The sequence below is a fragment of the Roseovarius sp. E0-M6 genome (assembly GCF_037083845.1).
Lineage (GTDB): Bacteria > Pseudomonadota > Alphaproteobacteria > Rhodobacterales > Rhodobacteraceae > Roseovarius.
On sequence record NZ_JBAPLA010000006.1, the window covers coordinates 206,761 to 229,507 of the forward strand.

General features: G+C 62.4%; 24 protein-coding genes. 10 read left to right on the forward strand and 14 right to left on the reverse strand.

Going from position 1 to position 22,747, the window contains the following annotated elements:
• Positions 1 to 14: 14 nt before the first annotated feature.
• The 3 genes from atpD to V8359_RS15135 all read left to right on the forward strand — a co-directional run bounded on the left by atpD (position 15) and on the right by V8359_RS15135 (position 2,578).
• Positions 15 to 1,439, forward strand: coding sequence for a F0F1 ATP synthase subunit beta (atpD, locus tag V8359_RS15125; RefSeq protein WP_336429879.1), 1,425 nt, complete (start codon positions 15 to 17; stop codon positions 1,437 to 1,439).
• A gap of 80 nt (positions 1,440 to 1,519) precedes the next feature.
• Positions 1,520 to 1,963 (forward strand): F0F1 ATP synthase subunit epsilon, encoded by a 444-nt coding sequence (locus V8359_RS15130; RefSeq protein WP_336429880.1) that lies wholly within the window; start codon positions 1,520 to 1,522, stop codon positions 1,961 to 1,963.
• A 264-nt stretch (positions 1,964 to 2,227) separates the two neighbouring features.
• Positions 2,228 to 2,578: an H-type lectin domain-containing protein gene (locus V8359_RS15135; protein ID WP_336429881.1), complete on the forward strand. Its 351-nt coding sequence runs from the start codon at positions 2,228 to 2,230 to the stop codon at positions 2,576 to 2,578.
• 16 nt (positions 2,579 to 2,594) lie between these two features.
• On the opposite strand, the gene V8359_RS15140 is transcribed toward V8359_RS15135, so the two are convergent.
• Positions 2,595 to 3,611 (reverse strand): ribose-phosphate pyrophosphokinase, encoded by a 1,017-nt coding sequence (locus V8359_RS15140; protein ID WP_336429882.1) that lies wholly within the window; start codon positions 3,609 to 3,611, stop codon positions 2,595 to 2,597.
• Positions 3,612 to 3,719: 108 nt separating this feature from the next.
• On the opposite strand from V8359_RS15140, the gene V8359_RS15145 reads away from it, so the two are divergent.
• Together V8359_RS15145 and V8359_RS15150 are read left to right on the forward strand one after the other, a co-directional pair.
• A complete protein-coding gene (locus tag V8359_RS15145; protein ID WP_336429883.1) occupies positions 3,720 to 4,319 on the forward strand; it encodes a 2-hydroxychromene-2-carboxylate isomerase in 600 nt (199 codons plus the stop codon).
• Between the two features lie 3 nt (positions 4,320 to 4,322).
• Entirely contained in the window at positions 4,323 to 5,129 is an 807-nt protein-coding gene (locus tag V8359_RS15150; protein WP_336429884.1) for an alpha/beta fold hydrolase, read from the forward strand.
• A 42-nt stretch (positions 5,130 to 5,171) separates the two neighbouring features.
• Here the strand turns inward: V8359_RS15150 and V8359_RS15155 are convergent, their stop codons facing one another.
• Genes V8359_RS15155 through V8359_RS15165 form a run of 3 tightly spaced genes read right to left on the reverse strand, consistent with a single transcriptional unit; the run spans position 5,172 to position 7,641 of the window.
• Positions 5,172 to 6,218 (reverse strand): threonine aldolase family protein, encoded by a 1,047-nt coding sequence (locus V8359_RS15155; RefSeq protein WP_336429885.1) that lies wholly within the window; start codon positions 6,216 to 6,218, stop codon positions 5,172 to 5,174.
• Positions 6,218 to 6,706, reverse strand: a complete 489-nt coding sequence (locus V8359_RS15160) for a YcgN family cysteine cluster protein (RefSeq protein ID WP_336429887.1) — start codon at positions 6,704 to 6,706, stop codon at positions 6,218 to 6,220. Before V8359_RS15160 ends, V8359_RS15155 begins: the two co-directional genes overlap by 1 nt.
• Positions 6,703 to 7,641, reverse strand: coding sequence for a bifunctional riboflavin kinase/FAD synthetase (locus tag V8359_RS15165; protein ID WP_336429889.1), 939 nt, complete (start codon positions 7,639 to 7,641; stop codon positions 6,703 to 6,705). The genes V8359_RS15160 and V8359_RS15165 overlap by 4 nt, the downstream gene beginning before the upstream one ends.
• A gap of 117 nt (positions 7,642 to 7,758) precedes the next feature.
• Between V8359_RS15165 and V8359_RS15170 the strand changes: the two genes are divergently transcribed.
• Positions 7,759 to 8,388, forward strand: coding sequence for a glutathione S-transferase family protein (locus V8359_RS15170; protein WP_336429890.1), 630 nt, complete (start codon positions 7,759 to 7,761; stop codon positions 8,386 to 8,388).
• 127 nt (positions 8,389 to 8,515) lie between these two features.
• Here the strand turns inward: V8359_RS15170 and V8359_RS15175 are convergent, their stop codons facing one another.
• The 3 genes from V8359_RS15175 to hemE all read right to left on the reverse strand — a co-directional run bounded on the left by V8359_RS15175 (position 8,516) and on the right by hemE (position 11,026).
• The gene (locus V8359_RS15175; RefSeq protein WP_336429891.1) at positions 8,516 to 8,959 is read right to left on the reverse strand and encodes a MaoC family dehydratase; all 444 of its coding nucleotides are present in this window, start codon (positions 8,957 to 8,959) and stop codon (positions 8,516 to 8,518) included.
• A gap of 142 nt (positions 8,960 to 9,101) precedes the next feature.
• On the reverse strand, positions 9,102 to 9,977 hold the full coding sequence (locus tag V8359_RS15180; RefSeq protein WP_336429893.1) for a TIGR01459 family HAD-type hydrolase: 876 nt from the start codon (positions 9,975 to 9,977) through the stop codon (positions 9,102 to 9,104).
• Positions 9,974 to 11,026: a uroporphyrinogen decarboxylase gene (gene hemE / locus V8359_RS15185; protein ID WP_336429894.1), complete on the reverse strand. Its 1,053-nt coding sequence runs from the start codon at positions 11,024 to 11,026 to the stop codon at positions 9,974 to 9,976. The genes V8359_RS15180 and hemE overlap by 4 nt, the downstream gene beginning before the upstream one ends.
• A 100-nt stretch (positions 11,027 to 11,126) precedes the next feature.
• Between hemE and hemC the strand changes: the two genes are divergently transcribed.
• Positions 11,127 to 12,074: a hydroxymethylbilane synthase gene (gene hemC, locus V8359_RS15190; protein ID WP_336429896.1), complete on the forward strand. Its 948-nt coding sequence runs from the start codon at positions 11,127 to 11,129 to the stop codon at positions 12,072 to 12,074.
• Positions 12,075 to 12,197: 123 nt separating this feature from the next.
• On the opposite strand, the gene V8359_RS15195 is transcribed toward hemC, so the two are convergent.
• The gene (locus tag V8359_RS15195; RefSeq protein WP_336429897.1) at positions 12,198 to 13,619 is read right to left on the reverse strand and encodes an FAD-binding oxidoreductase; all 1,422 of its coding nucleotides are present in this window, start codon (positions 13,617 to 13,619) and stop codon (positions 12,198 to 12,200) included.
• The gene (locus tag V8359_RS15200; protein ID WP_336429898.1) at positions 13,616 to 14,038 is read right to left on the reverse strand and encodes a tellurite resistance TerB family protein; all 423 of its coding nucleotides are present in this window, start codon (positions 14,036 to 14,038) and stop codon (positions 13,616 to 13,618) included. The genes V8359_RS15195 and V8359_RS15200 overlap by 4 nt, the downstream gene beginning before the upstream one ends.
• A 115-nt stretch (positions 14,039 to 14,153) precedes the next feature.
• Here V8359_RS15200 and V8359_RS15205 point away from each other — a divergent pair, with 115 nt between their 5' ends.
• Both V8359_RS15205 and V8359_RS15210 read left to right on the forward strand, forming a co-directional pair.
• Complete coding sequence (locus tag V8359_RS15205; RefSeq protein ID WP_336429899.1) at positions 14,154 to 15,728, forward strand: lysine--tRNA ligase; 1,575 nt, start codon at positions 14,154 to 14,156, stop codon at positions 15,726 to 15,728.
• An 84-nt stretch (positions 15,729 to 15,812) separates the two neighbouring features.
• Positions 15,813 to 16,226: a c-type cytochrome gene (locus tag V8359_RS15210; RefSeq protein WP_336429900.1), complete on the forward strand. Its 414-nt coding sequence runs from the start codon at positions 15,813 to 15,815 to the stop codon at positions 16,224 to 16,226.
• On the opposite strand, the gene V8359_RS15215 is transcribed toward V8359_RS15210, so the two are convergent.
• From V8359_RS15215 to V8359_RS15235, 5 genes are all read right to left on the reverse strand, one after another.
• Entirely contained in the window at positions 16,223 to 16,894 is a 672-nt protein-coding gene (locus tag V8359_RS15215) for a hypothetical protein (RefSeq protein WP_336429901.1), read from the reverse strand. The two genes, V8359_RS15210 and V8359_RS15215, sit on opposite strands and share 4 nt — an antisense overlap.
• A gap of 746 nt (positions 16,895 to 17,640) precedes the next feature.
• Entirely contained in the window at positions 17,641 to 18,159 is a 519-nt protein-coding gene (locus V8359_RS15220) for an AbiU2 domain-containing protein (RefSeq protein ID WP_336429902.1), read from the reverse strand.
• 44 nt (positions 18,160 to 18,203) lie between these two features.
• A complete protein-coding gene (parE, locus tag V8359_RS15225; RefSeq protein ID WP_336429904.1) occupies positions 18,204 to 20,165 on the reverse strand; it encodes a DNA topoisomerase IV subunit B in 1,962 nt (653 codons plus the stop codon).
• A gap of 67 nt (positions 20,166 to 20,232) precedes the next feature.
• Positions 20,233 to 20,643, reverse strand: a complete 411-nt coding sequence (locus V8359_RS15230) for a hypothetical protein (protein ID WP_336429905.1) — start codon at positions 20,641 to 20,643, stop codon at positions 20,233 to 20,235.
• A 99-nt stretch (positions 20,644 to 20,742) separates the two neighbouring features.
• Entirely contained in the window at positions 20,743 to 21,648 is a 906-nt protein-coding gene (locus V8359_RS15235; protein WP_336429907.1) for an MBL fold metallo-hydrolase, read from the reverse strand.
• A 238-nt stretch (positions 21,649 to 21,886) separates the two neighbouring features.
• Between V8359_RS15235 and V8359_RS15240 the strand changes: the two genes are divergently transcribed.
• Positions 21,887 to 22,741: a DMT family transporter gene (locus tag V8359_RS15240; protein WP_336429908.1), complete on the forward strand. Its 855-nt coding sequence runs from the start codon at positions 21,887 to 21,889 to the stop codon at positions 22,739 to 22,741.
• The last annotated feature ends 6 nt before the right edge of the window (positions 22,742 to 22,747 follow it).

A 22,747-nucleotide genomic window follows, 5' to 3' on the forward strand; every position in this document is an offset into this window, starting at 1 on the left:
CGGAGACACGAAACATGGCAAAAGCAAAAGGCACAATCACGCAGGTGATCGGCGCCGTGGTGGACGTACAGTTCGGCGACCACCTGCCCGAAATTCTGAACGCCCTGACCACCGACAATAACGGCAAGACGCTTGTCCTCGAGGTTGCGCAGCACCTTGGTGAAAAGACCGTGCGCACGATCGCGATGGACTCGACCGAAGGTCTGGTGCGCGGTCAGGAGGTCGTGGACACGGATGGCCCGATCATGGTTCCGGTGGGCGACGCCACGCTGGGCCGCATCCTCAACGTCGTGGGTGAGCCGGTGGACGAAGGTGCGCCGATCAAGGCCAAGGAAAGCCGCGCGATCCACCAACCCGCGCCGGAATTCGCCGAGCAATCGACCGAGAGCGAAGTGCTCGTGACCGGGATCAAGGTGGTCGACCTTCTGGCTCCTTACGCCAAGGGCGGCAAAATCGGCCTCTTCGGTGGTGCCGGTGTGGGCAAGACGGTTCTCATCATGGAGCTGATCAACAACATCGCCAAGGTTCACTCGGGCTATTCGGTGTTCGCCGGTGTCGGTGAACGGACCCGCGAAGGCAACGACCTTTACCACGAGATGATCGAATCGGGCGTGATCAAGCCGGACAACCTTGAGGAAAGCCAAGTGGCCCTCGTTTACGGTCAGATGAACGAGCCTCCGGGAGCCCGTGCCCGTGTCGCCCTGACGGGTCTGACACTGGCCGAGCAGTTCCGCGACAGTTCCGGATCGGACGTTCTGTTCTTCGTCGACAACATCTTCCGCTTCACGCAGGCGGGCTCCGAGGTGTCGGCGCTTCTGGGTCGTATTCCTTCGGCGGTGGGTTATCAGCCGACGCTCGCGACGGACATGGGTCAGATGCAGGAGCGGATCACCTCGACCAAGGGTGGCTCGATCACCTCGATTCAGGCCGTCTACGTGCCTGCGGACGACCTTACCGACCCCGCGCCTGCCACAACCTTCGCCCACCTTGACGCGACGACCGTTCTCAACCGGGCGATTTCGGAACTGGGTATCTATCCGGCTGTGGACCCGCTTGATTCCACGTCGCGCCTGATGGACCCGTCCATCGTGGGCGAGGAGCATTATCAGGTTGCGCGGGACGTGCAGGGCATCCTGCAACGCTACAAATCGCTTCAGGACATCATCGCCATCCTCGGCATGGACGAACTTTCGGAAGAGGACAAACTGACCGTGGCGCGCGCCCGGAAAATTCAGCGTTTCCTCAGCCAGCCGTTCGACGTGGCCAAGGTGTTCACCGGCTCTGATGGTGTGCAGGTGCCGCTGGAAGACACGATCTCGTCCTTCAAGGCGGTTGTGGCCGGCGAATACGATCACCTTCCCGAGGGCGCCTTCTATATGGTTGGCGGCATCGAAGAGGTGAAGGCCAAAGCCGAGAAGATGGCCGCCGAAGCCGCATAAGACATGGTGGGGTGACACCCCCACCTGACATTCGGCGCAGGGGGCGATCCGCCCCTCGGTCGCCAAAACGGGAGGCCAAGATGGCTGAAACAGTGCAATTCGACCTTGTCAGCCCCGAGCGTCAGCTGATCTCGGCGCAAATCCGCGAGGTCCGGATTCCGGGAACCGAGGGTGACATGACGGTGATGCCCGACCACGCGCCGGTGATCACCGGGCTGCGCCCCGGTCTGCTCAAGGTGTCGGGACCGGATGGCGACAGCGAATATGTCGTGACCGGCGGTTTTGCCGAAATCAACGCGGAGTCGATCTCGGTTCTGGCCGAGCGCGCGATTCCGCGGGCTGATATCACGCAGGACGACGTCAAGACGCTGGTCGACGAGGCTACGGACAAGCTTGCCAAGGCGCAGGAAACCTTCAAGAACGAGCCGGGCCCGGTGGACGACGCGGCCAAGCTTCTGGCCGATATGGTCGCCATGGGTGACGAGATCGACATGCCGGTGAATTCGAAGGCCGCCGCGCCCTGAGGCAAAGGCCCGAAACCATGACAAAAGGCCCGCCATCGTGCGGGCCTTTTCATTTTGCGCGACGCGAAAATTTTGCGATCGCTGGCCTAAAGGGTTCGCCTTTAACCTGAGACATCAGCGAAAGGTGAAATGCGTGCAACGCCTGAATGTCGCGCTACGTTTCGCGAAAATCTGTGATCCAGGTTTTTCGTGAAACGCTTAATTTGCCACTCACTTTTGCCGCAATTACGCATAAACTGGCGGTGAAATTATGAACGGCGCGACATGAGACGACTGGAAAACAGGCTGATCGGGATTGATCAGGGCGAATTGGTCCTGTTCTCGGACTATGAGAGCGGCGGGGACATGTGGACCGGGCATGGGGATCGGACGCGCCGACACTCGGTGCGCTTCAACGAGCGCTACAAGTCGCCGCCCGTGGTGCATCTGGCGCTATCGATGTGGGACATGGACAGCGCAACCAACGCGCGGATGGAAATCAGCGCGGAAAATGTCACTGAAACCGGGTTTGACTGTGTGTTTCGGACATGGGCCGACACCCGCGTGGCGCGGGCGCGGATGCGCTGGATATCGATCGGAGAGCTATCCCACGAGGACGAGTGGGATTTGTATTGATCAGCTTGGCCCTTGGTCAGCCGCCGAACTGACCTTCGTAGATCGGGCCAAGGGTTTCCGTTTCAAAAAGGGATGACACGGATGTGCCGTTCCAGATGTTCAGGATCGCCTGCGCAAAGATCGGCGCGGTGGGGAGGATGCGGATATTGTGGGCGTTCTTGACGCCTTCGGTGGGTTGGATCGTATCGGTGAGCACGAGCGATTTCATCACCGAATTGGTCACACGTTCGACCGCGGGGCCGGACATGACGCCGTGGGTGATGTAGGCGTGAACCTCGGATGCGCCATTCTCGAGCAGCACCTCGGCGGCCTTGCAGAGCGTGCCGGCGGTGTCGACCATATCGTCCACGATGATGCATTTCTTACCGGAGACATCGCCAATCACGGTCATTTCGGCCACTTCGCCTGCCTTCTCGCGGCGTTTGTCCACGATCGAGAGAGGTGCATTGATGCGTTTGGCCAGTTCCCGTGCGCGGGCCACGCCGCCGACATCGGGAGAGACGACCATCACGTCCCCCTGGGCGCCCTTGAACTGCGCCATGACATCGAGTGCGAAGATGGGCGAGGCATAGAGGTTGTCCACGGGGATATCGAAGAAGCCCTGAATCTGGGTCGCGTGCAGGTCCATGGTCAGCACCCGCTCAATCCCCGAGCCGACGATCATGTTCGACACGAGCTTGGCGGTGATGGGGGTGCGCGCCTTGGTGCGGCGGTCCTGCCGGGCATAGCCGAAATAGGGGATCACGGCGGTGATACGCCGGGCCGATGAGCGGCGCAGCGCGTCGGCCATGATCAGCAGTTCCATCAGGTTGTCATTGGCCGGGTTCGACGTGGGCTGAAGGATGAACATATCCTCGCCGCGCACGTTTTCGTAAACCTCGACAAAGATCTCCTGATCGTTGAACCGTTCAACGCGCGCATCGACAAGGCCGACTTGCACGCCGCGGTGCATCGACATGCGCCGGGCGACGGAGGTGGCGAGCGGCATGTTCGCATTGCCGGAAATAAGTTTGGGTTCGACGGTCTGGGGCATGGCAGCGGGTCCTGTCCGATGAGTGGAATGACAGATTCGTGACGTTGATCCCCGCTTAGCATGGGCTTAGGGTCTGGCAAAGCTTCTGCCCGCAGGGAGACATGCGAAATGGCCCATATAGATTACTTTTTCTCGACCTTGTCTCCTTATGCCTACCTTGCGGGCACGCGGCTCGAGGAGATGGCGGCGCGGCATGGGGCGAGCGTGACCTACAAACCGGTCGATATGATGTCGCTGTTCGCGCGCACGGGCGGTGTGCCGCTCAAGGACCGGCATCCGGCGCGACGGGCCTACCGCGATCAGGACATCCAACGGCAGGTCACAAAGCTGGGGATGCCGTTCAACATGGCGCCGGCCTTCTGGCCGGTCAATCCGGCCCCGTCCTCTTATGCGATCATCGCCGCGCAAAACGCGGGCGGCGGCGATATGGGGGCGCTTGTTCACGGGCTTTTGCGGGCAAGCTGGGCCGAGGAGCGGGATATTGCGGACGATGCGGTTATCGGTGATTGCCTTGATGCTGCGGGTTTTGAACGCGGTCTCACGCTGAGTGGAATGCTAAGCGGTGCCGAGATCTATGCCGCCAATCTTGAGGAGGCCGTAAGCCGGGATGTGTTCGGCTCTCCTTTCTATCTGGTGGACACGGGGCAAGCCTTCTGGGGGCAAGACAGGCTTGGCGATCTCGATGCGCATCTGGCGGGAAAGCTTTAGGTCATGCCCAAAGCTGACAGGGCCGGGTTCCCGACATACTGGACCGAGTTCGGACAGGGGCCGCGTTCGGCGCTGATGATCCATTGCAGCCTTGACCATAGCGGAAGCTGGGGCGGGCTGGCGCGATACCTGTCTGGTGCGCTCAGGATGACGGCCTTTGACATGCCGGGCCATGGGCGCAGCGGCGCATGGGACGAGCGCGGTGAGATACAGAAGGTCACAACCGATATCGCCGCAACGTTCTGCGACGGGCCGACCGATCTTATCGGGCATTCCTTCGGGGCGACGGTGGCGCTTCGGCTGGCGGTAGAGCAGCCCGAGAAGGTCCGCAGCCTGATATTGTTCGAGCCTGTTTTCTTCGCTGTGGCGCTGCGCGATCGCCCCGAGATGCGCGACGCCTTCGAAGAACAGATGAAAGACGTCACCGATGCCTTTGAGGCGGGCGACATGACCAAGGCCGCGCGGGCCTTTACCGCGCTTTGGGGCGACGACACGGCATGGAGCGACCTGAGCGAGGAGCAGCGCGGGCAACTGGCCAGCCAGATGCACGTGATCGAAGCGGGGAGTGCGGCGATTTATGACGATGCGGGCGGACTTCTGGACGACGGCGGCATCGGGGATATCAAGCAGCGCGTCCTGTTGATCGAGGGCACGCAATCACCCGCGATCATTCCGGCCATCAACGAGGGGCTGGCCGCGCGGCTTTCTCGGGTGAAGAGAGCGGTTGTCGCCGGGGCCGGTCACATGGCGCCGATCACGCATCCCGGTCAGTCGAGCGCGGAAATCCTGCGGTTTCTGGCGGAAAGCTGAGCCTAGACGACCTTCTGGTCACAGGCCGCACACCCCCCCAATTCACTGACCGTGCGCGAGCGCGATGAAGCGGTCGATGTTGTCCTCGGAAATCGACCAGTCGCAGACAAGCCGCATCGGCAAGGGCTCGTCCGGGTCGCCCTCAAGCTCGCCTTCGAGGAGATGATACATCGCCCCCGCCTTTTGCAGGCGGCGGTGGGCCACGCGGGGGAGGGCGCCGAAGATGATGTTGGCCTGAGGCGGGTAATGGAACTCCATACCGGGCACATCACGCAGCCCGGCGGCAAGACGCGCAAGATTGGCGTTCGCGCTGCGCGCCGAGTGCAGCCAGAGATCGTCGGTCAGCAGCGCGTTCATCTGTGCGGCAAGATAACGGTGCTTGGAGAAAAGATGAGCCCCGCGTTTGCGGCGCAGTTCGAACTCCCACGCCTGTTCAGGGTCGAAGAATACGACCGCCTCGACACCCGGAGCGCCATTCTTGGTGCCGCCGAAGCTGAGCGCATTGACGCCCAGTTTCCAGGTCATCTCGGCCGGTGTGCATCCAAGTGTGACAAGTGCGTTGGCAAAGCGCGCGCCATCCATATGGACGGGCTGGGCATGGGAATGAGCCATATCGCAAAGCGCCGAAAGCTCGTTCAGGTCATGCACGCGCCCGCGTTCAGTCACCTGTGTGATCGAGACGGGGCCGCGTTGGGGGCCATGAACACCGCGCGTCTCTTCATAGCGGAGGGCCGCGTCGAGTGTTTCGGCGGTCATCTTGTCATCGGTGCCCACCAGCGTGAGTTTGGCGCCGCCCGTGTAGAATTCGGGGCCGTTGCATTCGTCCTCGTGGATATGGGAAAACCGCGAGGCGAAGATGGTCTGCCAAGGTTGTGCCATCGTGGCGAGCGCAAGGCAGTTGGCCGCTGTGCCGGTGGCCACGAGATAGACCGCCGCCTCGGGTGCTTCGAAAATCTCGCGGATGCGGGTGCGGACCTCGTCCATAAGCGGCTCGACCCCGTAAGCGGGGGCATATCCTGCATTTACGTCAAGCATGGCCTGCATGACCTGCGGATGAGCGGGACCGGCATTGTCGGAGGCAAAATACATCAGGTGGGTTCCTCGATCAGATGGTCTTCCCAGTCGTCGTCATCGACCAGAACCTCGGCTACCGTGCGCCCCTGCATCGAGACGCCAGCGGCATGCACGCTTTCGGCTGTGCCCGAGATGAGCGGGTGCCAGTCATAAAGCGGCTTGCCCTGCCACAAGAGCTTGTAGGCGCATGTTTCGGGCATCCAGTAGAGGTGGGATTCAAGGTTGTTGGCCGACAGCGAGATACATTCGGGCACGAATTGGTGGCGGGTTTTGTATTGGGCGCAGCGGCAGGTGGAATCGTCAAAGAGGCGACAGGCGACACGGGTGAGGGCCACCTCTCCGGTGTCCTCGTCCTCGATCTTGTTCAGGCAGCATTTGCCGCAGCCGTCGCAGAGCGCCTCCCATTCCGCCTGTGTCATCCGCCGAAGCGGCTTGCGCTCCCAGTAGCGGTGCGGCAGGCCCGAACGGTCGATCGGGTCATCCGTGTCGTCGGGCGCGCTCATGGGGTGCTCAGGATTTCGCGGGCGCGGGCGCAATCGGCGTCCATCTGCGCGATGAAGGCATCAAGGCTGTCGAAGGTTTCTTCGGGGCGCAGGTAATCCACCATAGCGACCGAAAGATGCGCGCCATAAAGATCGCCGGAGAAATCGAAAATAAAGGTTTCGAGATTGGCGACCTCGCCGTCGAACATGGGACGCACGCCGATGCTTGCCGCGCCCATGTATTTTCCCTTGTGGGGGCCGTCACGGACGTCGACCTCGACGGCATAGACGCCGAATTTGGGGGGGTGCAGCCCCTCGATGGACATGTTCGCCGTGGGATAGCCGAGTTCGCGGCCCCGCTGTTCGCCGCCCACGACCGGCCCGTCGATGCGGTGCCAGTGGCCGAGCATCAAGGCCGCATCGCGCGGGCGCCCTTCGCTCAGGGCGTTGCGGATGGCCGTGGACGAGACTTCGCCCAGATCACTTTTGAGCAATGTCGCGATGGTGACGCCAAAGTTCATTTCCTGACCGAAGCGCACGAGATCCTGCGCATCGCCCGCGCGCCCTTTGCCAAAGCAGAAATCGGCACCCACGACCACATGCGACAGGCCAAGCCCGTCGCGGATGACGTTCGCGGCAAACTCTTCGGGCGTCAGCGCCGAAAGCGCGGCGTTGAAGTTCAACTCATAGAGTTTGTCCACACCCAGCTTTTCCAACCGGTTGGCCCGGGCCTCGGCGCTCATCAGGCGGAAGGGCGGGGACTCGGGGGCGAAATACTGACGTGGGTGCGGCTCGAAGGTGAGGATGCCGAGCGGGACACCGAGGTCAGCGGCGGCATGGCGCGCGATGTCGATCACCGACTGGTGCCCAAGATGCACGCCATCGAAATTACCGATGGCCACCGAGGCGCCCCGGTCGCTGGTGTCCACATAGGTATAATCGCGGATGATCTTCATGAGCGAGGCGTAGCGCGCAGGCGGGCGGGGTGCAAGCCGCGAAGGACGTCTTTGACTTTGCGGTCCGCGCTCTAGCTTTCTCAGAGACCACTTCTGAGGAAACGAAAGGACGACTGGATGGCAGATAAGCCCACGCTTTATGGATTTGACGGCTCGACCTATGTGCGCACGGTGCGAATGCTCTTGCAGGAAAACGGCATCGACTATGATCAGGTGCATGTGAACGTATTGGAAGGAGAGCCGCGCCAGCCTGAACACCTCAAACGGCACCCGTTCGGCAAGGTGCCGGTCATGGACATCGACGGGATGCGCCTGCGCGAGAGCGACGCGATCTGCCGATATCTCGACGAGACGGGCAAAGGCGAAAGCCGCGTGCCACAGGATGCCAAGGCGCGCGCCAAGATGAATGAAGCAATCTCGCTCATCAACAGTTATGGCTATGATGCGATGATCGGTGCGGCGGGGTATCATCTCTTTCCCGATCTTATCGGCGGACAGGACGATGACGCGCTGGCCAAGAGCATCGAGGAGAGCGGCAAGCTGACCGATCTGCTCATGGACTGCGCCGATCCGTTCATCTGTGGGGCCGAGCCTACGATGGCGGATTACCTGCTGGGGCCGATCGCGTTCTATGTGTCGCTGACGCCCGAGGCGGAAAAACTCCTGAGCGGTGAGAAAATTGCGCGCTGGTGGGAGGCGATGCAGGGCATCGAGTCGTTCAAGGCGACCGAGCCTGATCTAAGCTGATCTTTGGGGGGAGGAATGGCAGGGGGGCCGGGCTGAAGCCCGGCCTACGCCCGGGCTACGTCCGGTTCCATCCGGTTCGTGCAGGTGACGCTGATGTAGGTCGGGCTTTAGCCCGGCATCCTTTGGTTCAGTCGAACTTGGCCGTGGGGGCGAGGACCGTGGCCTCACCGATGAGCACCTTCTTACCCCCAACGAGGCAGCGGCAATCAAGCTGCACGCGACGCTTGGCATAGTCGATGCCCGTCACCTCGACCTCGGCGCGGACGGTGTCGCCGGGGCGCACGGGGGCAAGGAACTTGAGCGTCTGGCCCATGTAGACCGTGCCGTGGCCCGGAAGCTGTTCGCCGATCACAGCCGAGATCAGGCCAGCGGTCAGCATGCCATGCGCGATGCGGCCTTCGAAGATCGTGTCCTGCGCATAGTCATCGTCCAGATGCACCGGGTTCCGGTCGGTCGAGACCTGCGCGAACATCTCGATATCCTCATCGGTCACGACCTTTTGCACATGGCGCACCATGCCCATCTCGATCTCTTCGATGGTGATGGTTCCGCGCGGCAGGTTGTCCAACATCTCACCCTCTCCGGTCATGGTGATGTAATTTTCAGGACATGTGTGCCCCGGTGTTGGCAACTTTATTACTTTGCAGTCGCAGAAAATCAAGCCCGATTTTGCGGGAAGGGCATCGGCACAGCCGATGTGAGGTGCCTTGCCCCTACCGCAACCGCCCGATGGAGTATGTGGTGCTGACCCCTTCGCGGGCCAGATACGCTTCAAGCGCGGCTTTGTCGGGCTGATCCGTGGTGGCCGTGTCGGTGGCCGCCAGACCGCCCGTGATGAAGAGCGAATCGAGGTCTTCGCCCTGTGCGCCCATCACGTCGGTATGAACGCCATCGCCGATGCACAGGATGCGGGACCGATCCACATTCGACGTGAGCGCGGCGAGGCGGCGATAGGCGAGGTCGTAGATCGGCGGGTGAGGTTTGCCGAAATAGAGGCTTTCGCCGCCCATCTCGGTATAGAGCCGCGCGAGCGCGCCGGCGCACCATTCGCGGACATCGCCGCGGTCGACAATGATGTCGGGGTTGGCACAAAGGAGCTTGAGCCCCTTCTGCTTGGCATAGAGAAACTCGGGCCGGTTCACCTCGGGGTCGGCCAGCGGGTCGAACGGGCCGCAGCAGACGATGCCTTCGGCTTCCTTCAGGTCCACACGTTCGATATCCACGGGATCCTCGATCACCTCGAGCGGTTCAAAAAAACCTTCGTCGCGGGCGGGTTCGCCCATGAACCAGACCTTTTGCCCCACCATGCCGCGAAACATCGCGGCACGCGCCGAATCGCCCGAGGTGGCGATGGCGTCATAGGCGTCTTGCGGCACGCCGAATTGCGCAAGCTGAGCCTCGACCCCCTTGCGCGGCTTGGGCGAGTTGGTGACGAGCACGACGGTGCCGCCGCCCTCGCGATAGGTCTGCATAGCGGCGACGGCCTCGGGGAAGGCATCGACGCCGTTATGCATGCAGCCCCAGAGGTCGACAAAAAGCGCGTCGTAACGATCGGAAATCTCGGCGAAGGTCCGGATGATCTGGGTCATGAGCTCGCGGGCTCCTGATCATTGCGCACCGCGTCGATCATGCGCTGCACGTTGTCGGGGTCGGCGTCCGGGGTGATGCCATGCCCGAGGTTGAAGATATGCGGCCCGCCCGAGAGGGCCTCGACGATGCGGCGGGTCTCGGACACGAGGGCGTCGCCGCCGGTGACCATGTGCGAGGAGGCAAGGTTGCCTTGCACGCAGCCATCGGGCTGCACGTGGCGGGCGGCCCATTCTGGGCTGACCCCGTCATCGAGCGCGACGCAATCGGCGCCCGTGGCGCGGGCGAACCCCTCATAGGCGGCACCCGCGCCGCGCGGGAAGGCGATGACAGGGGTGTCGGGGTGGCGCTCCTTCAGGGCGGCGATGATGCGATTGGCCGGGCCGAGCGCGTAGGCTTCGAAATCCGCGGCCCCGAGAGAGCCCGCCCAACTGTCGAAAAGCTTGACCACCTCGGCGCCCGCGTCGATCTGGGCGGAGAGGTATTCGATCGTGGCGTCGGTCACGAGATCAATGAGACCTTCGAACGTGGCACGATCCTGTGATTTGAGCGCGTGGGCCGGGCCCTGATCCTTGGTGCCGCGCCCGGCGATCATATATGTCGCCACGGTCCAAGGCGCCCCGGCGAAACCGATCAGCGCCACTTCGGGCGGCAAAGCGCCCGAAAGGTTGCGCAAGGTCTGATAGATCGGTCCGAGAGTTTCGTGAATATCAGCCGCGGGCCTGAGCGCCGCCAGCCCGGCGCTGTCGGTGATTGTCGAAAGCCGCGGTCCTTCTCCGGTGACGAACCAAAGGTCGGCCCCCAGCGCCTGTGGCACCAGAAGGATGTCGGCAAACAGGATTGCCCCATCGAACCCGTAGCGGCGGATCGGCTGAAGCGTCACTTCGGTTGCGAGGTCGGGATTGTAGCAGAGCGACAGGAAATCGCCCGCCTCGGCCCGGGTGGCGCGGTATTCGGGCAAGTAGCGTCCCGCTTGCCGCATCATCCAGATCGGCGGGGTGGGAAGCGTTTCACCCGCAAGGGCACGAAGAAGGGGTTTCGTCTGGGCCATGCTCACTCCTTGGCTGCGCGCGCCTGTGGTCCCGCCACGGCGCGGCAATGTCAAGAGCGGGTGGCTTGCTTCGCCGTGGCGTGCGGCATAATGAAGGCGCATGACAATGACGCATCCCACCCCCGAGACCCCCCTTAAGATAGGCACACGCGGCTCGCCTCTGGCGCTGGCGCAGGCGCATGAGACGCGTGCGCGGCTGGCCGCCGCGTTTGGCCTTGACGATGCGGCCTTCGAGATCGTGGTGATCACCACGACAGGCGACCGGATCACCGACCGCCCCTTGAAAGAGATCGGCGGCAAGGGCCTTTTTACCCGCGAAATCGAACAGGCGCTGCTGGATGGCGAGATCGACATCGCGGTGCATTCGATGAAGGACATGCCGGTGCTTCAGCCCGAGGGGTTGATCATCGACTGCTACCTTCCGCGTGAAGATGTGCGGGACGCGTTCGTCTCGCCCGGGGGCGAGCGCCTGCACGAGATGACGGCGGGCACGAAGGTCGGCACCTCATCGCTGCGCCGCCGGTCACAGGTGTTGGTGGCCTATCCGCATCTGGAAGTGGTCGAGTTTCGCGGTAACGTGCAGACCCGGCTGCGCAAACTGGCCGATGGCGTGGCGGCCTGCACGTTCCTCGCAATGGCGGGGCTCAATCGGCTTGGCCAGGCGGATGTGGCGCTTTGTCCGCTGGAGCCGGAAGAGATGCTGCCGGCCCTCGCGCAGGGGGCGATCGGGATCGAGCGCCGCCGTGGCGATGCGCGGATGGCCGACATGCTTGCGGCCATTCACGACGCACAGACGGGCAAGCAGCTTGCCGCGGAGCGCGCTTTTCTTGCCGCGCTCGACGGGTCGTGCGAGACGCCCATCGCCGGGCTTGCGACGCTGGACGGCGGAACGCTGCGTCTGCGGGGCGAAGTGCTGCGGCCCGATGGCAGCGAACGCATCGCCGACGATCGCAACGCGCCGGTCGAGGACGGGGCCGAACTTGGCCGCGAGATGGCCCGCGACATGCTGGCGCAGGCGGGGCCGGGGTTTTTCGACTGGCGAACGTGAGGCAAGCTTCGAGGCCGGGATTCTGAGTATTTGAAGAAAGGTGAAAGTCGAGCGCGCGCCTTGTTTTCAATGTTCTTCAGATACTCGAACCCCCGGGTTGAACGAGATGTGGAGCCTGTGGGGTCAGCGTGGCGGCAACACCTTGCCGGGGTTGAGGATGCCATTCGGATCGAGCGCGGATTTGATCGCGTGCATCGCCTCGAGCGCGCCGGGATCCTTGAATCGGGCCATGGCGGAGCGTTTTTCGAGTCCGATCCCATGTTCGGCCGAAAAGCTGCCGCCCATGGCGACGGCGGCGTCCTCGACCTCGCGGTTGATCACTTCGTGTAGGTCGGGATCGTCGGTCGTGAGGCCCACGCCGAAATGCAGGTTTCCATCGCCCAGATGCGCGACCGAGCTGTCGCGGGTGAGTGCGCCGGGATCGTGACGGTCGAGGATGGCACGGGTCGTTTCGAGAAACTCCTGCATCCGGTCGAGGGGGAGGGCAATGTCGTTATGCACAAGCGGCTCGTAGGCGCGGCTGACATCGGCGGCGGCTTCGCGGCGGGCCCACATCTCCTGTCGCTGCGTGTCGTTCTGGGCAACGACCGCATCAAGCACTTCGCCGCGCTCGAAGGCGGCGGCCAGCGCCTCTTCCAGCCGCGTTGTCACGGGCAGGCTGCCATCTTCGGAGGGCTGTGCGTCTTGTGGGGCGGTGGCGCCCAGTTCGATCAGGATATTGACCTCGTGGCGGTCCACAAAGGGCGGGCGCGCGTCGGGAAACCGGGCAAGATACGTGTCCATATAGCCGCCGGGCATGTATTCGAACGCCTCGACACCGTGGCCCGTTTCCTCCTGAAGGCGGTTGAGCAGCGCAAGCGCCGCGTTCACGTCGCGGGTGGCCGCCATCGCCGTTGCATAGGCGCGGGGTTTCGGAAAAAGGCGCAATGTCGCGGCGGTGATGATCCCGAGCGTGCCTTCGGCGCCGATGAGCAAGTGCTTGAGATTATAGCCGGAATTGTCCTTGTGAAGCTGACTCATGAGGGTCACGATCCGACCGGTGGGCAGCACCGCCTCAAGCCCGAGACAGAGATCGCGCGTATTGCCGTAGCGCAGCACGTTGGAGCCGCCCGCATTCGTAGAGAGCGCACCGCCGATCATCGCCGAGCCGCGCGCGCCGAAAGAGAGCGGAAAGATAAGGCCATGTGCTTCGGCGGCGTCATGGATCGAGGCGAGAATAGCCCCGGCCTCGACCACCGCGACGCGGCCTTCGGGGCGGATCTCGCGGATGGCGTTCATCCGCTCGAGCGACACGACAAGGGCACCGGCCGCGCTTGTCCCCCCGGTGAGACCTGTGTTGCCCGACATCGGCACGATGGGCGTAGATGTTTCATTGGCCAGTCGCAGGATGCCCGCAACCTCTTTGGTGCTTCCGGGGCGCAGAGCCGCAATCGGGGCTCCCTGATCCCGTCCGGCCCAATCGCACCCATAGCGTGCCGCATCGGTCCCGGTCAGCACGTGGGACGGCCCGACGATCCGCGCCAGTTGCGAAAGCAGGCCGCTCATACCGTCAGGTGCCGGGCCCGGGCGCCGCGTTCGATCGCCGCGGCATGCAGCCTGTCGAGGTTCAGCTCATAGCGGATTTCCTCGAGCAGCCGCAGTTCGGTTTCCGCAAGCGCGCCATCGGCGGCGGCCACATCACAGGCCAACGCATAGGCCGTTTCGAAGAGCCGTTCGGGAAGGTTGTCACGCACCAGTCCGAAGAGGGCGTCAAGCCCGTCCTCCTGACCGAAGAGTTCGAACACCACCTCGCCCATGCGGCGCATGCGGCTCAGGTCGTAATTCGCGAAGATCGGCAGGTTGTTGACCGCCACCTCGATCTTGACCAGTTCGGATGTGCGGATCGACTCGTCGGAGGCGGACACCGCGATCATCACGGCGACAAGGCAGTCCTGCGGACTGAGCGGGTGGGGAATATCGGCCATGTGAATCCTTTCGTGGCACAGCGATGTTGCGGTGCAGAATATTGACTGTTCGCCCCCCCGACAATAGTAAGCCGGGAGCGCCGTGCAAGGTGCATGGCCCATATGGAGTGACCCGATGTCTGATTTGCGCGACGCCGCGATGCAATCGAAAGCCTGGCCTTTTGAAGAAGCGCGCCGCGTGCTCAAACGGTATGAGAAGGTGCCGCCCGAGAAGGGATTCGTTCTTTTCGAGACGGGATACGGCCCTTCGGGCCTGCCGCATATCGGCACGTTCGGAGAGGTGGCGAGAACCACCATGATCCGCCGCGCCTTTGAACTGATCAGTGACATTCCCACCAAGCTTGTCTGTTTCTCGGATGATCTTGACGGGATGCGCAAGGTGCCGGGCAATGTGCCCGATCCAGAAAAACTGATCGAGCATTTGCAAAAGCCCCTGACATCGGTGCCGGACCCCTTTGGCACGCATGCAAGCTTTGGCGATCACAACAACGCGATGCTGCGCCGGTTTCTCGACACGTTTGACTTTGAATACGAGTTCATTTCGGCGACCGAGTTCTATGCGTCGGGCCGCTTCGACGAGGTGCTGCTGCGCGCCGCGGAACGTTATGACGACATCATGAAGATCATGCTCAAGAGCTTGCGCGAGGAGCGTCAGCAGACCTATTCGATCTTCCTGCCCATCCACCCCGAGACGGGCCGCGTGCTCTATGTGCCGATGAAGGAGGTCAACGCCAAGGACGGCACCGTGACCTTCGACGACGAGACCGGGCGCGAATGGACCCTGCCGGTGACGGGTGGCAACGTAAAGCTTCAGTGGAAGCCCGATTTCGGTGCGCGCTGGGCCGCGCTTGGTGTCGATTTCGAGATGTATGGCAAGGACCACTCCACCAACACGCCGATCTATGACGGGATTTGCCGGGTTCTGGGCATGCGCCCGCCGGAACATTTCACGTATGAGCTTTTCCTTGATGAGAACGGGCAGAAGATATCCAAGACAAGCGGCAACGGCGTGAGCATCGACGAGTGGCTGACCTATGCCTCTACCGAGTCGCTGTCTTATTTCATGTATCAAAAGCCCAAGACGGCGAAGCGGATGCATTTCGATGTCATCCCCAAGGCGATGGACGAATATCATCAGCAATTGCGCGCCTTCCCTGGGCAGGACGAAAAAGCGCAGCTCAACAACCCTGTCTGGCACATCCATGGCGGCAATGTGCCCGAAAGCAACCTGATCGTGCCGTTCTCGATGTTGCTCAACCTCGCGTCGGTCGCGGGGGCCGAGCAGAAGGATCAGCTTTGGGGCTTTATCCGCCGCTATGCGCCGGAAGCGAGCCCGGAGACGCATCCCGATCTGGATGCGGCGGCGGGGTATGCGGTCAGATTTTATAATGACTTCGTTAAGCCTGCGAAAACCTACCGTGCGCCCACCGATCTGGAGCGCGAGGCGCTTGAGTCGTTGCGCGCGGGCCTTGTTGCGTGGGAGGGGCCTGCGGACCCCGAAGAGCTGCAAAGCCTTGTTTTTGCTTGCGGACGGGAGCGGTTTGACCCGTTGCGCGATTGGTTCAAGGCGCTTTACGAGGTGCTGCTCGGTGCGAGCCAGGGGCCGCGCTTTGGCGGGTTCATCGCGCTTTACGGGATCGACGAGACCATCGCGCTTATTGACAAGGGTCTCGCGGGGGAGCTCACTTGACCTGCGCATCCGGTTTGTGATGGATCAAGGCGCGGGGCGGCGCAGCGCGTCAGAATGACCCCGGATAACATCAGGGAGGCAGGCATGAAGTCATTCATTTCATTCGCGATTTTAGGGGTGGGGCTTGTTGCCTGCGCGCATGTGTCGATGCCCGAGCCTCCAGAGGGCCGGGCGCTTTATGTCGAGAATTGTGCGTCGTGTCATGGGCCGCAGGGAACCGGAGACGGGCCGTGGGCCGAGATGATCGAGCCCGCGCCGGCGGATCTGACCCGGCTTTCGGAGGAGGGCAAGTTCGATCGGGCGCGCGTGCTCAGCATCATCGACGGCTATGACCGGACCGGCCTTCCGGGCCACGAAATGCCGGAATTTGGTGCGCTATTACAAGGGGATACGGTGCCGCTTGATGTGGGGGACGGGCGCATGACGCCGACACCACGGCCGCTCGCGGCGCTGCTGGTTTATCTGGAAAGCATTCAGCGGGTGCCGCCCGAGCTTTAACGGCAGATGCCCTCGGTCTCTACACCGTCCCATGGCAGATAAACCTCGTCCGGAATATGGAGGGTTTTCAAGGGCATGGCCCCCCGGATCAGACTGCGGAGACGGTCTGTGCGGGGGGCTTTGGCATCGAGCGTGGCACAACAGACATATTCCTCGACAATGCTGGCCTGCTGTTCGTAGGAGTAATCGAGGAACCGGGTTTTCGTATTAATGTCAAAGAGATAAGGATCGGCGCCGCCGCGATGTTCGCGCGAGGCGCGGTAGGGCGTGTAGCCCGTGATGGCGCGGTTCTGCCATTGCCAGACATGGGTCATCTCATGGGCGAAAAACATCGCTTCGATTAGGCCCATTTGATTCGGGTAGCCGCGCAAATAATCCTTTAGATAGTAGGGTTTAGCGTAAAATATACGGTTATAGAGCGCAACGGCGGCGGGGGCCACGGTGATGGTGTCGGTCTCGGGCTCGGGCAAGATGCGCTCGCGGCAGGCGAGGCGCGGGCGTTTGTCGCGCGTATAGGTGACCGCATCAACGGGCGCGCCGACCACGAAGCGCACATTGCGCGTGGTGATCGTGTCTCCATGTATCTGTTTTGCAAAGGATTTTTCCGCCGGAGTGAGCGGACGGCCACAGGCGGCAAGCAGGCAAAGCAGGATCAGGGCAAGGCGCATGAGGCGACGTTACCAAGGGTTTGGGGACGGTGCGAGAGGGATTTGCGCCCGCGCCGGTCACGCGACTGGTTAACGGGCCGCCCTGCACGTCGGTATTACGTCGGTATCCACGTATGTATCACGTCGGTGCAGGGCGAGTCGGGGGATGTGTGACCGGGGCGTTCGGTGGGGCCTCAGGTCGGTGGGGCGGGATGGGGCATCGCGTCGGAATGGTGGGCAGATTGCCCACCCTACGGGGGCAGGCGTAGGCCGGGCTTCAGCCCGGCAACGGTGATGGACGCCGCGCGGGGAGTGGTGGGCAGGATTGCCCACCCTACGCTTGCTGTGGGCATGGTGGGCAGATTGCCCACCCTACGGATCGCAGGAGTAGGCCGGGCTTCAGCCCGGTAACGGTGTGGACGTCGCGCGGGGAGTGGTGGGTATGTAGGGTGGGCAATCTGCCCACCGATGGGTGTTGAGCGAAGGCAGCAGGTCACGGGGGCCTGTGGAGCGTTGGTAGCATGGTGGGCAGGATTTCCCGCCCTACGCTTGCTTCAGCCCGGCAACGGTGATGGACGCCGCGCGAGGGCCGGGCCGGGGGCGTGAGCAGGCGTCCCGGAAACGCTCCGGGGGAGCGTTTCGCCTGCGACCGGGCGGAGCCCAGGACTGGCGATCGCGCGGCGGCCCGTGCTGCGCCTTGATTCCGCGCGGAGAGTTTCGAAAATTATAGGGTTCCCAAATGTGCAACGTTATTCGACATAGGTCGGTTAATCCGCTTCAATGTCCGCAATTAATGTTTCCCATTTTTGGAGTTCTTCATAAAAGTCTCCCCACCCGAATTCTTCACCAAAATGAGAGGCGTGAATATCGGACAATAAACTGTGGCAACGCTCTATTAAGTCTTGGATGTCACTACCGGGTATTGGTTGTCCTGCTTTGCACTTCGGCTTTCCAAGACTGTGTGCCACAAAACTGTCTCGAATGGCGTTTGTAGTGGTTATGGTTTTGTCAGTTGCTAATCGTTTGAGCCGGTCTTTCTGTTGGTCAGTTAACGTCAAATCAACCCGCCGGTCCAAGTTGGGAAAAGAAAGACAGTCTTTGTTGTTTGAGCCCTTGTCCCAAATGCGGGACATTGTCATAACTACATGTGCTATGAGCGCATCAGCAATTACTTTGCTAATGACAAGCCGATATTCATTGTGCTTTTTAACCGCTTCTAGACGAGCATAAAGCCTTGCAGCCATCCAGCAATGGGCAAGGTTTGCTTGAATGGTTTCCAAATGCAATTGGAGTGCTACCTCGCTGAGCGAGCGTTGATTCCGCTTCCTACTCAAACATCCAACTCCCCCGCGAACTTTGCATTCTCCTGAATATACTGGAACCGCGATTCGGGCTTTTTGCCCATGAGGCGCTCCACCAGATCGCCCGTTTCGCCGGGTTCGTCCTCATCGATGGTCACGCGGATGAGTTTGCGCGTCGCGGGGTCCATGGTGGTTTCTTTCAGATCCTTGGCGTCCATTTCACCGAGGCCCTTGAAGCGGGAGACGTCGATCTTGCCTTTGCCGCCCAAGCCCTTTTCGAGCCATGCCTCGCGCTCGGCCTCGTCGAGGCAGTAGACGCGCTTGGCCCCTTGGGTCAGGCGGTAGAGCGGCGGGCAGGCGAGGTAGAGGTGGCCCGCGTCGATCATCGGGCGCATCTGGCTAAAGAAGAAGGTCATCAGGAGTGCCGCGATATGCGCGCCGTCGACATCGGCATCGGTCATGATGATGACCTTGTCATAGCGCAGGTCGTCGAGGTTGAATTTCGTGCCCAGCCCGACGCCAAGCGCCTGTGTGAGGTCGCTGATTTCCTGGTTGCTGCCGAGTTTCGAGGAGGCGGCGCCCAGCACGTTGAGGATTTTGCCCCTGAGCGGCAGGAGTGCCTGCGTCGCGCGGCTGCGGGCCATTTTGGCCGAGCCGCCCGCCGAATCGCCCTCGACGATGAAAAGCTCGGTGCCTTCGCGGGTGCTGGTGGTGCAATCGACAAGCTTGCCGGGCAGGCGCAGTTTCTTGGTGGCCGATTTGCGCTGAGTCTCTTTTTCCTGCCGGCGGCGGAGGCGTTCCTCGGCGCGCAGCACAAGGAAATCAAGAATGGCACCGGCGGATTTGGTGTCATTCGCCAGCCAATTGTCGAAATGGTCGCGCACCGCGCCTTCGACCAGCTTTTGTGCTTCGGTGGTGGCGAGGCGATCCTTGGTCTGACCGACGAATTCGGGCTCGCGGATGAAGCAGGAGACCAGAGCGCAGCCGCCGGTCATCAGGTCTTCGCGGGTGATGTTCGCGGCCTTCTTGTTGTTCACAAGTTCGCCGTAGGCCTTGATCCCCTTGAGGATGGCGGCCCAGAACCCCATGACATGGGTGCCGCCCTCGGGCGTGGGCACGGTGTTGCAGTAGGATTGCAGGAACCCGTCACGCGAGGGGGTCCAGTTGATCGCCCATTCGACCTTGCCGGGGGTGCCGAAGCGTTCCTGAAAGTCGACGGTGCCGGCGAACGGTGCCTCGGCATAGGTGGAGGCGCCGCCGAGGGTTTCGCGCAGAAAGTCCGACAGGCCGCCGGGGAAGTGGAAGGTCGCCTCCTGCGGGGTGTCGCCATCCGCGATGGCCGATTTCCAGCGGATTTCGACGCCCGAGAAGAGATAGGCCTTGGAGCGGATGGAGTGGAAGAGCCGCGACGGTTTGAACCGGTGGGAGCCGAAGATCTCTTCGTCGGCGTGGAAGGTCACGGTGGTGCCGCGCCGGTTGGGGGCCTGACCGACCTTTTCGACCGGGCCGAGCGGAATGCCGCGCGAGAAGCGTTGCTCGTAAAGCTCCTTGTTGCGGGCCACTTGCACGACCATGGAATCCGACAGCGCGTTGACCACGGATGCGCCCACACCGTGCAGTCCGCCCGAGGTCTGATAGACCTTTCCCGAGAATTTCCCGCCCGCGTGCAGGGTGCAGAGGATAACCTCGAGCGCGGATTTTTCGGGGAATTTGGGGTGCGGGTCGATGGGGATGCCGCGGCCGTTATCCTTGATCGTGACGGAATGATCCTCGTGCAGTTCGACCTCGATTCTCGTGGCGTGGCCGGCGACGGCCTCGTCCATGGAGTTGTCGAGCACCTCGGCCACGAGATGATGCAAGGCGCGCTCGTCGGTGCCGCCGATATACATGCCGGGGCGTTTGCGAACGGGTTCCAGCCCTTCGAGCACCTCGATGGAGGCGGCGTCGTAGTCGGTGGCGTCCGGGCTGGCGGAAAGAAGGTCCTGAGACATGTGCGGCTGCTCTGCTTTTATTGGTTGGGACGATTATGGCAGAGCGGCGCGGGTGGGGAAAGGGCCGTCAGCGCGTGCAGCGCAGAAGCCATGTGTTCAGGTAGAAGCTCGATTGCAGGGCGATGGTGGCGTTGAAATGGCCTTTGCGGTCGATCCTGTCTTCGGGGTTGGAGGGCAGGACAAGGCTGTCGAGGCCCGAGGTAACTTCCTTGCCAAGCGCGATCGTGTCGAGCAGGTCGCGTTCATGGATGCGGTAGTGCTTTTCGCTGTCGTCAAAGTCTTGGGATTTGGACAGGGCGATGATCTCGTCCTTGTCGATCGTCAGGTCGAATGTCTTGCGTTTGTTGCTGGCCTTGAAGGCCATGTCATCGCTGAACCCGATGAAGTCCTGCACGATGCATTGATATTGCTCACGCGCGGCGGCGGTGGTGGTCATCAGCGCGCCAATGAGCGCAGAGGCGATCAGAAAACGTGTCATGGAAATATGTCCCGGGCTCGATGAAATGCGCGCCCCGGGACTGTCGCCCATGCCGTGGGAAAAGTCCACGGGCATGGGCTCTTGCGCGGTGCGGATCGGTCAGACTGAGAGCTGATAGCTTTCGGGCGCATAGGTGTAGCCATTGCCGTCACGCTCAACATAGCCCAGCGAGGGGAAGGGCATGTGGTAGCCGATAAACGGCATACGCTCGGTGGCGAGACGGTCGAGCATGCGACGCCGGGTCTTGGCGGCGGCGGATTTGTCCATGTCGAACTTCACCTCCCAGTCCGGACGGGCGAGCGACCAGATATAGTGATTGGCGAAATCACCGGCGACGAGGAGCGATTTGCCACTGCTTTCCAGCGCGAAGGTCATGTGGCCGGGGGTGTGGCCGAAGGCGGCCTCGGCGGTGATGCCCGGCAGGACGGTGTCTCCATCCCCGAGCATGGTCATCTTGTCGGCCAGCGGGCGGACATTCGCATTGAACAGGTCGTTGTCCATGGCCGCCCACGCCTCGTATTCGACCGTGCCGGCGGCATATTCGGCATTGGGAAAGGTCGGGGTGCCGTCGGTCATCAGGCCGCCGATATGATCGCCATGCATATGGGTGATCATCACCATATCGACCTGATCGGGGGTATAGCCCGCCGCGGCGAGCGCCAGAACGATGTCGGCCCCGTTCGTGCCCGTGTCAAAAAGCACCAGCGACGCGCCGGTGTTGACGATGGTGGGCGCGAAGAAGAAACGCGAGGTGTCGGTGGGAAGGTTGGCCGCCTCCGAGGTTTCGGAGAAGGCCGCGTCATCGACATTGAGGCCGAAGATCGTGTGCGGGTTGGGCACGACGCGCGTGTCGGCGAGGAGCGTCGTAACGTCCATGTCGCCCAGTGTGACACGGTGAAAGCGCGGTTCGGCGGCACCCAGCATCGGGGCCGACGCGCGCGCGACCTGAGCAAGTGGAATGGCAGCAGCGGAGGCAAGGATGGAGCGGCGGGTGAGGGTGGTCATGGCAGTCTCCTTGGGTTCACGTATCGGGGAAGAGTTTAGCGGGAAACCGTGATCTGACGAGGGCCAAGTGGTAAACTTCGCGCGAGGCTGCGGCCACGGGTGGCGATAAGGGCGCTCATGGGCGCCGGTCGGGCCAGAGTGCGTGCGCCGACCGGTATCATACATGTGACTGGCGAGACGAGGACGGATATGCCAGTGGTGGAGGCCAGTTGAATGCCCTGCATCTGAAAGCCCCTGAATGCGTCTTTTCCTGTTGACCGCGCTGACCATGATCGCGTTTGCGGCCAATTCCCTGCTCAACCGCATGGCGCTGGTGGGGGGTGGCATGGATGCGGTGAGCTTTGGCACGCTGCGCCTTGTGGCGGGGGCCGTGATGCTGGCCGTGCTTTGCATGGCGCTGCGTGGCGGTCTGCGGCTGGGCCATGCGGGGCAGTCGGTGGGTGTGGCCGCGCTGCTGTTGTATATCTATGGCTTCTCTGCGGCCTATGACGCGCTTGATGCCGGGCTCGGGGCGTTGATCCTGTTCGGGATGGTTCAGATCACGATGTTTATGGGCGCGCTGGCCGCGCGTGAGGTGTTGCCGCCGCGGCGCTGGATCGGGGCGGGAGTGAGTTTTGCCGGGCTTGTCTGGCTGCTTTGGCCCGGTGCGGGGGCGCAGACGGTGAGCCTGTGGCACGGCGCGAGCATGGCCGCGGCCGGTGTCGGCTGGGGTATTTATTCATTGATGGGCCGGGGGGCGTCGGATGGCCTGTCTGTCACGGCGGCGAATTTCGCACTTGCCGCGCCGGTGGGTGTGTTGCTTTGGCTTGTGGCGCCGGGCGACACGATCTGGGACGGGCAAGGTGTGGTGTTGGCGGTGCTGAGCGGGGCGGTCGCCTCGGGGCTGGGATATGCGCTTTGGTATGCGCTTTTGCCGCGCCTTCAGGCCTCGGTCGCGGCGGTCGCGCAACTGAGCGTGCCGGTGATCGCGATCGCGGGGGGGATGGTGCTTCTGGCCGAGGCGCCGAGCCTGCGCATTGTTCTGGCCGGGGCGCTTGTTCTGGGGGGTGTCGCGCTCTCGGTCGGGGGGCGCGTCAGGGTCACGCGTTCGTGAGGATGC

Bases quoted from the DNA above. Each gene is read 5' to 3' on its own strand.
- V8359_RS15170 (WP_336429890.1), top strand. From the start codon at position 7,759: ATGGCAGATAAGCCCACGCTTTATGGATTTGACGGCTCGACCTATGTG.
- hemE (WP_336429894.1), bottom strand. From the start codon at position 11,026: ATGGCCCAGACGAAACCCCTTCTTCGTGCCCTTGCGGGTGAAACGCTT.
- V8359_RS15230 (WP_336429905.1), bottom strand. From the start codon at position 20,643: ATGACACGTTTTCTGATCGCCTCTGCGCTCATTGGCGCGCTGATGACC.
- V8359_RS15140 (WP_336429882.1), bottom strand. From the start codon at position 3,611: ATGCCCCAGACCGTCGAACCCAAACTTATTTCCGGCAATGCGAACATG.
- V8359_RS15160 (WP_336429887.1), bottom strand. From the start codon at position 6,706: ATGAGCGCGCCCGACGACACGGATGACCCGATCGACCGTTCGGGCCTG.
- V8359_RS15135 (WP_336429881.1), top strand. From the start codon at position 2,228: ATGAGACGACTGGAAAACAGGCTGATCGGGATTGATCAGGGCGAATTG.
- V8359_RS15150 (WP_336429884.1), top strand. From the start codon at position 4,323: ATGCCCAAAGCTGACAGGGCCGGGTTCCCGACATACTGGACCGAGTTC.
- V8359_RS15235 (WP_336429907.1), bottom strand. From the start codon at position 21,648: ATGACCACCCTCACCCGCCGCTCCATCCTTGCCTCCGCTGCTGCCATT.
- V8359_RS15180 (WP_336429893.1), bottom strand. From the start codon at position 9,977: ATGACCCAGATCATCCGGACCTTCGCCGAGATTTCCGATCGTTACGAC.
- V8359_RS15155 (WP_336429885.1), bottom strand. From the start codon at position 6,218: ATGTATTTTGCCTCCGACAATGCCGGTCCCGCTCATCCGCAGGTCATG.
- parE (WP_336429904.1), bottom strand. From the start codon at position 20,165: ATGTCTCAGGACCTTCTTTCCGCCAGCCCGGACGCCACCGACTACGAC.
- V8359_RS15205 (WP_336429899.1), top strand. From the start codon at position 14,154: ATGTCTGATTTGCGCGACGCCGCGATGCAATCGAAAGCCTGGCCTTTT.
- V8359_RS15210 (WP_336429900.1), top strand. From the start codon at position 15,813: ATGAAGTCATTCATTTCATTCGCGATTTTAGGGGTGGGGCTTGTTGCC.
- hemC (WP_336429896.1), top strand. From the start codon at position 11,127: ATGACAATGACGCATCCCACCCCCGAGACCCCCCTTAAGATAGGCACA.
- V8359_RS15175 (WP_336429891.1), bottom strand. From the start codon at position 8,959: ATGTTGGACAACCTGCCGCGCGGAACCATCACCATCGAAGAGATCGAG.
- V8359_RS15145 (WP_336429883.1), top strand. From the start codon at position 3,720: ATGGCCCATATAGATTACTTTTTCTCGACCTTGTCTCCTTATGCCTAC.
- atpD (WP_336429879.1), top strand. From the start codon at position 15: ATGGCAAAAGCAAAAGGCACAATCACGCAGGTGATCGGCGCCGTGGTG.
- V8359_RS15165 (WP_336429889.1), bottom strand. From the start codon at position 7,641: ATGAAGATCATCCGCGATTATACCTATGTGGACACCAGCGACCGGGGC.
- V8359_RS15215 (WP_336429901.1), bottom strand. From the start codon at position 16,894: ATGCGCCTTGCCCTGATCCTGCTTTGCCTGCTTGCCGCCTGTGGCCGT.
- V8359_RS15130 (WP_336429880.1), top strand. From the start codon at position 1,520: ATGGCTGAAACAGTGCAATTCGACCTTGTCAGCCCCGAGCGTCAGCTG.
- V8359_RS15200 (WP_336429898.1), bottom strand. From the start codon at position 14,038: ATGGCCGATATTCCCCACCCGCTCAGTCCGCAGGACTGCCTTGTCGCC.
- V8359_RS15240 (WP_336429908.1), top strand. From the start codon at position 21,887: ATGCGTCTTTTCCTGTTGACCGCGCTGACCATGATCGCGTTTGCGGCC.
- V8359_RS15195 (WP_336429897.1), bottom strand. From the start codon at position 13,619: ATGAGCGGCCTGCTTTCGCAACTGGCGCGGATCGTCGGGCCGTCCCAC.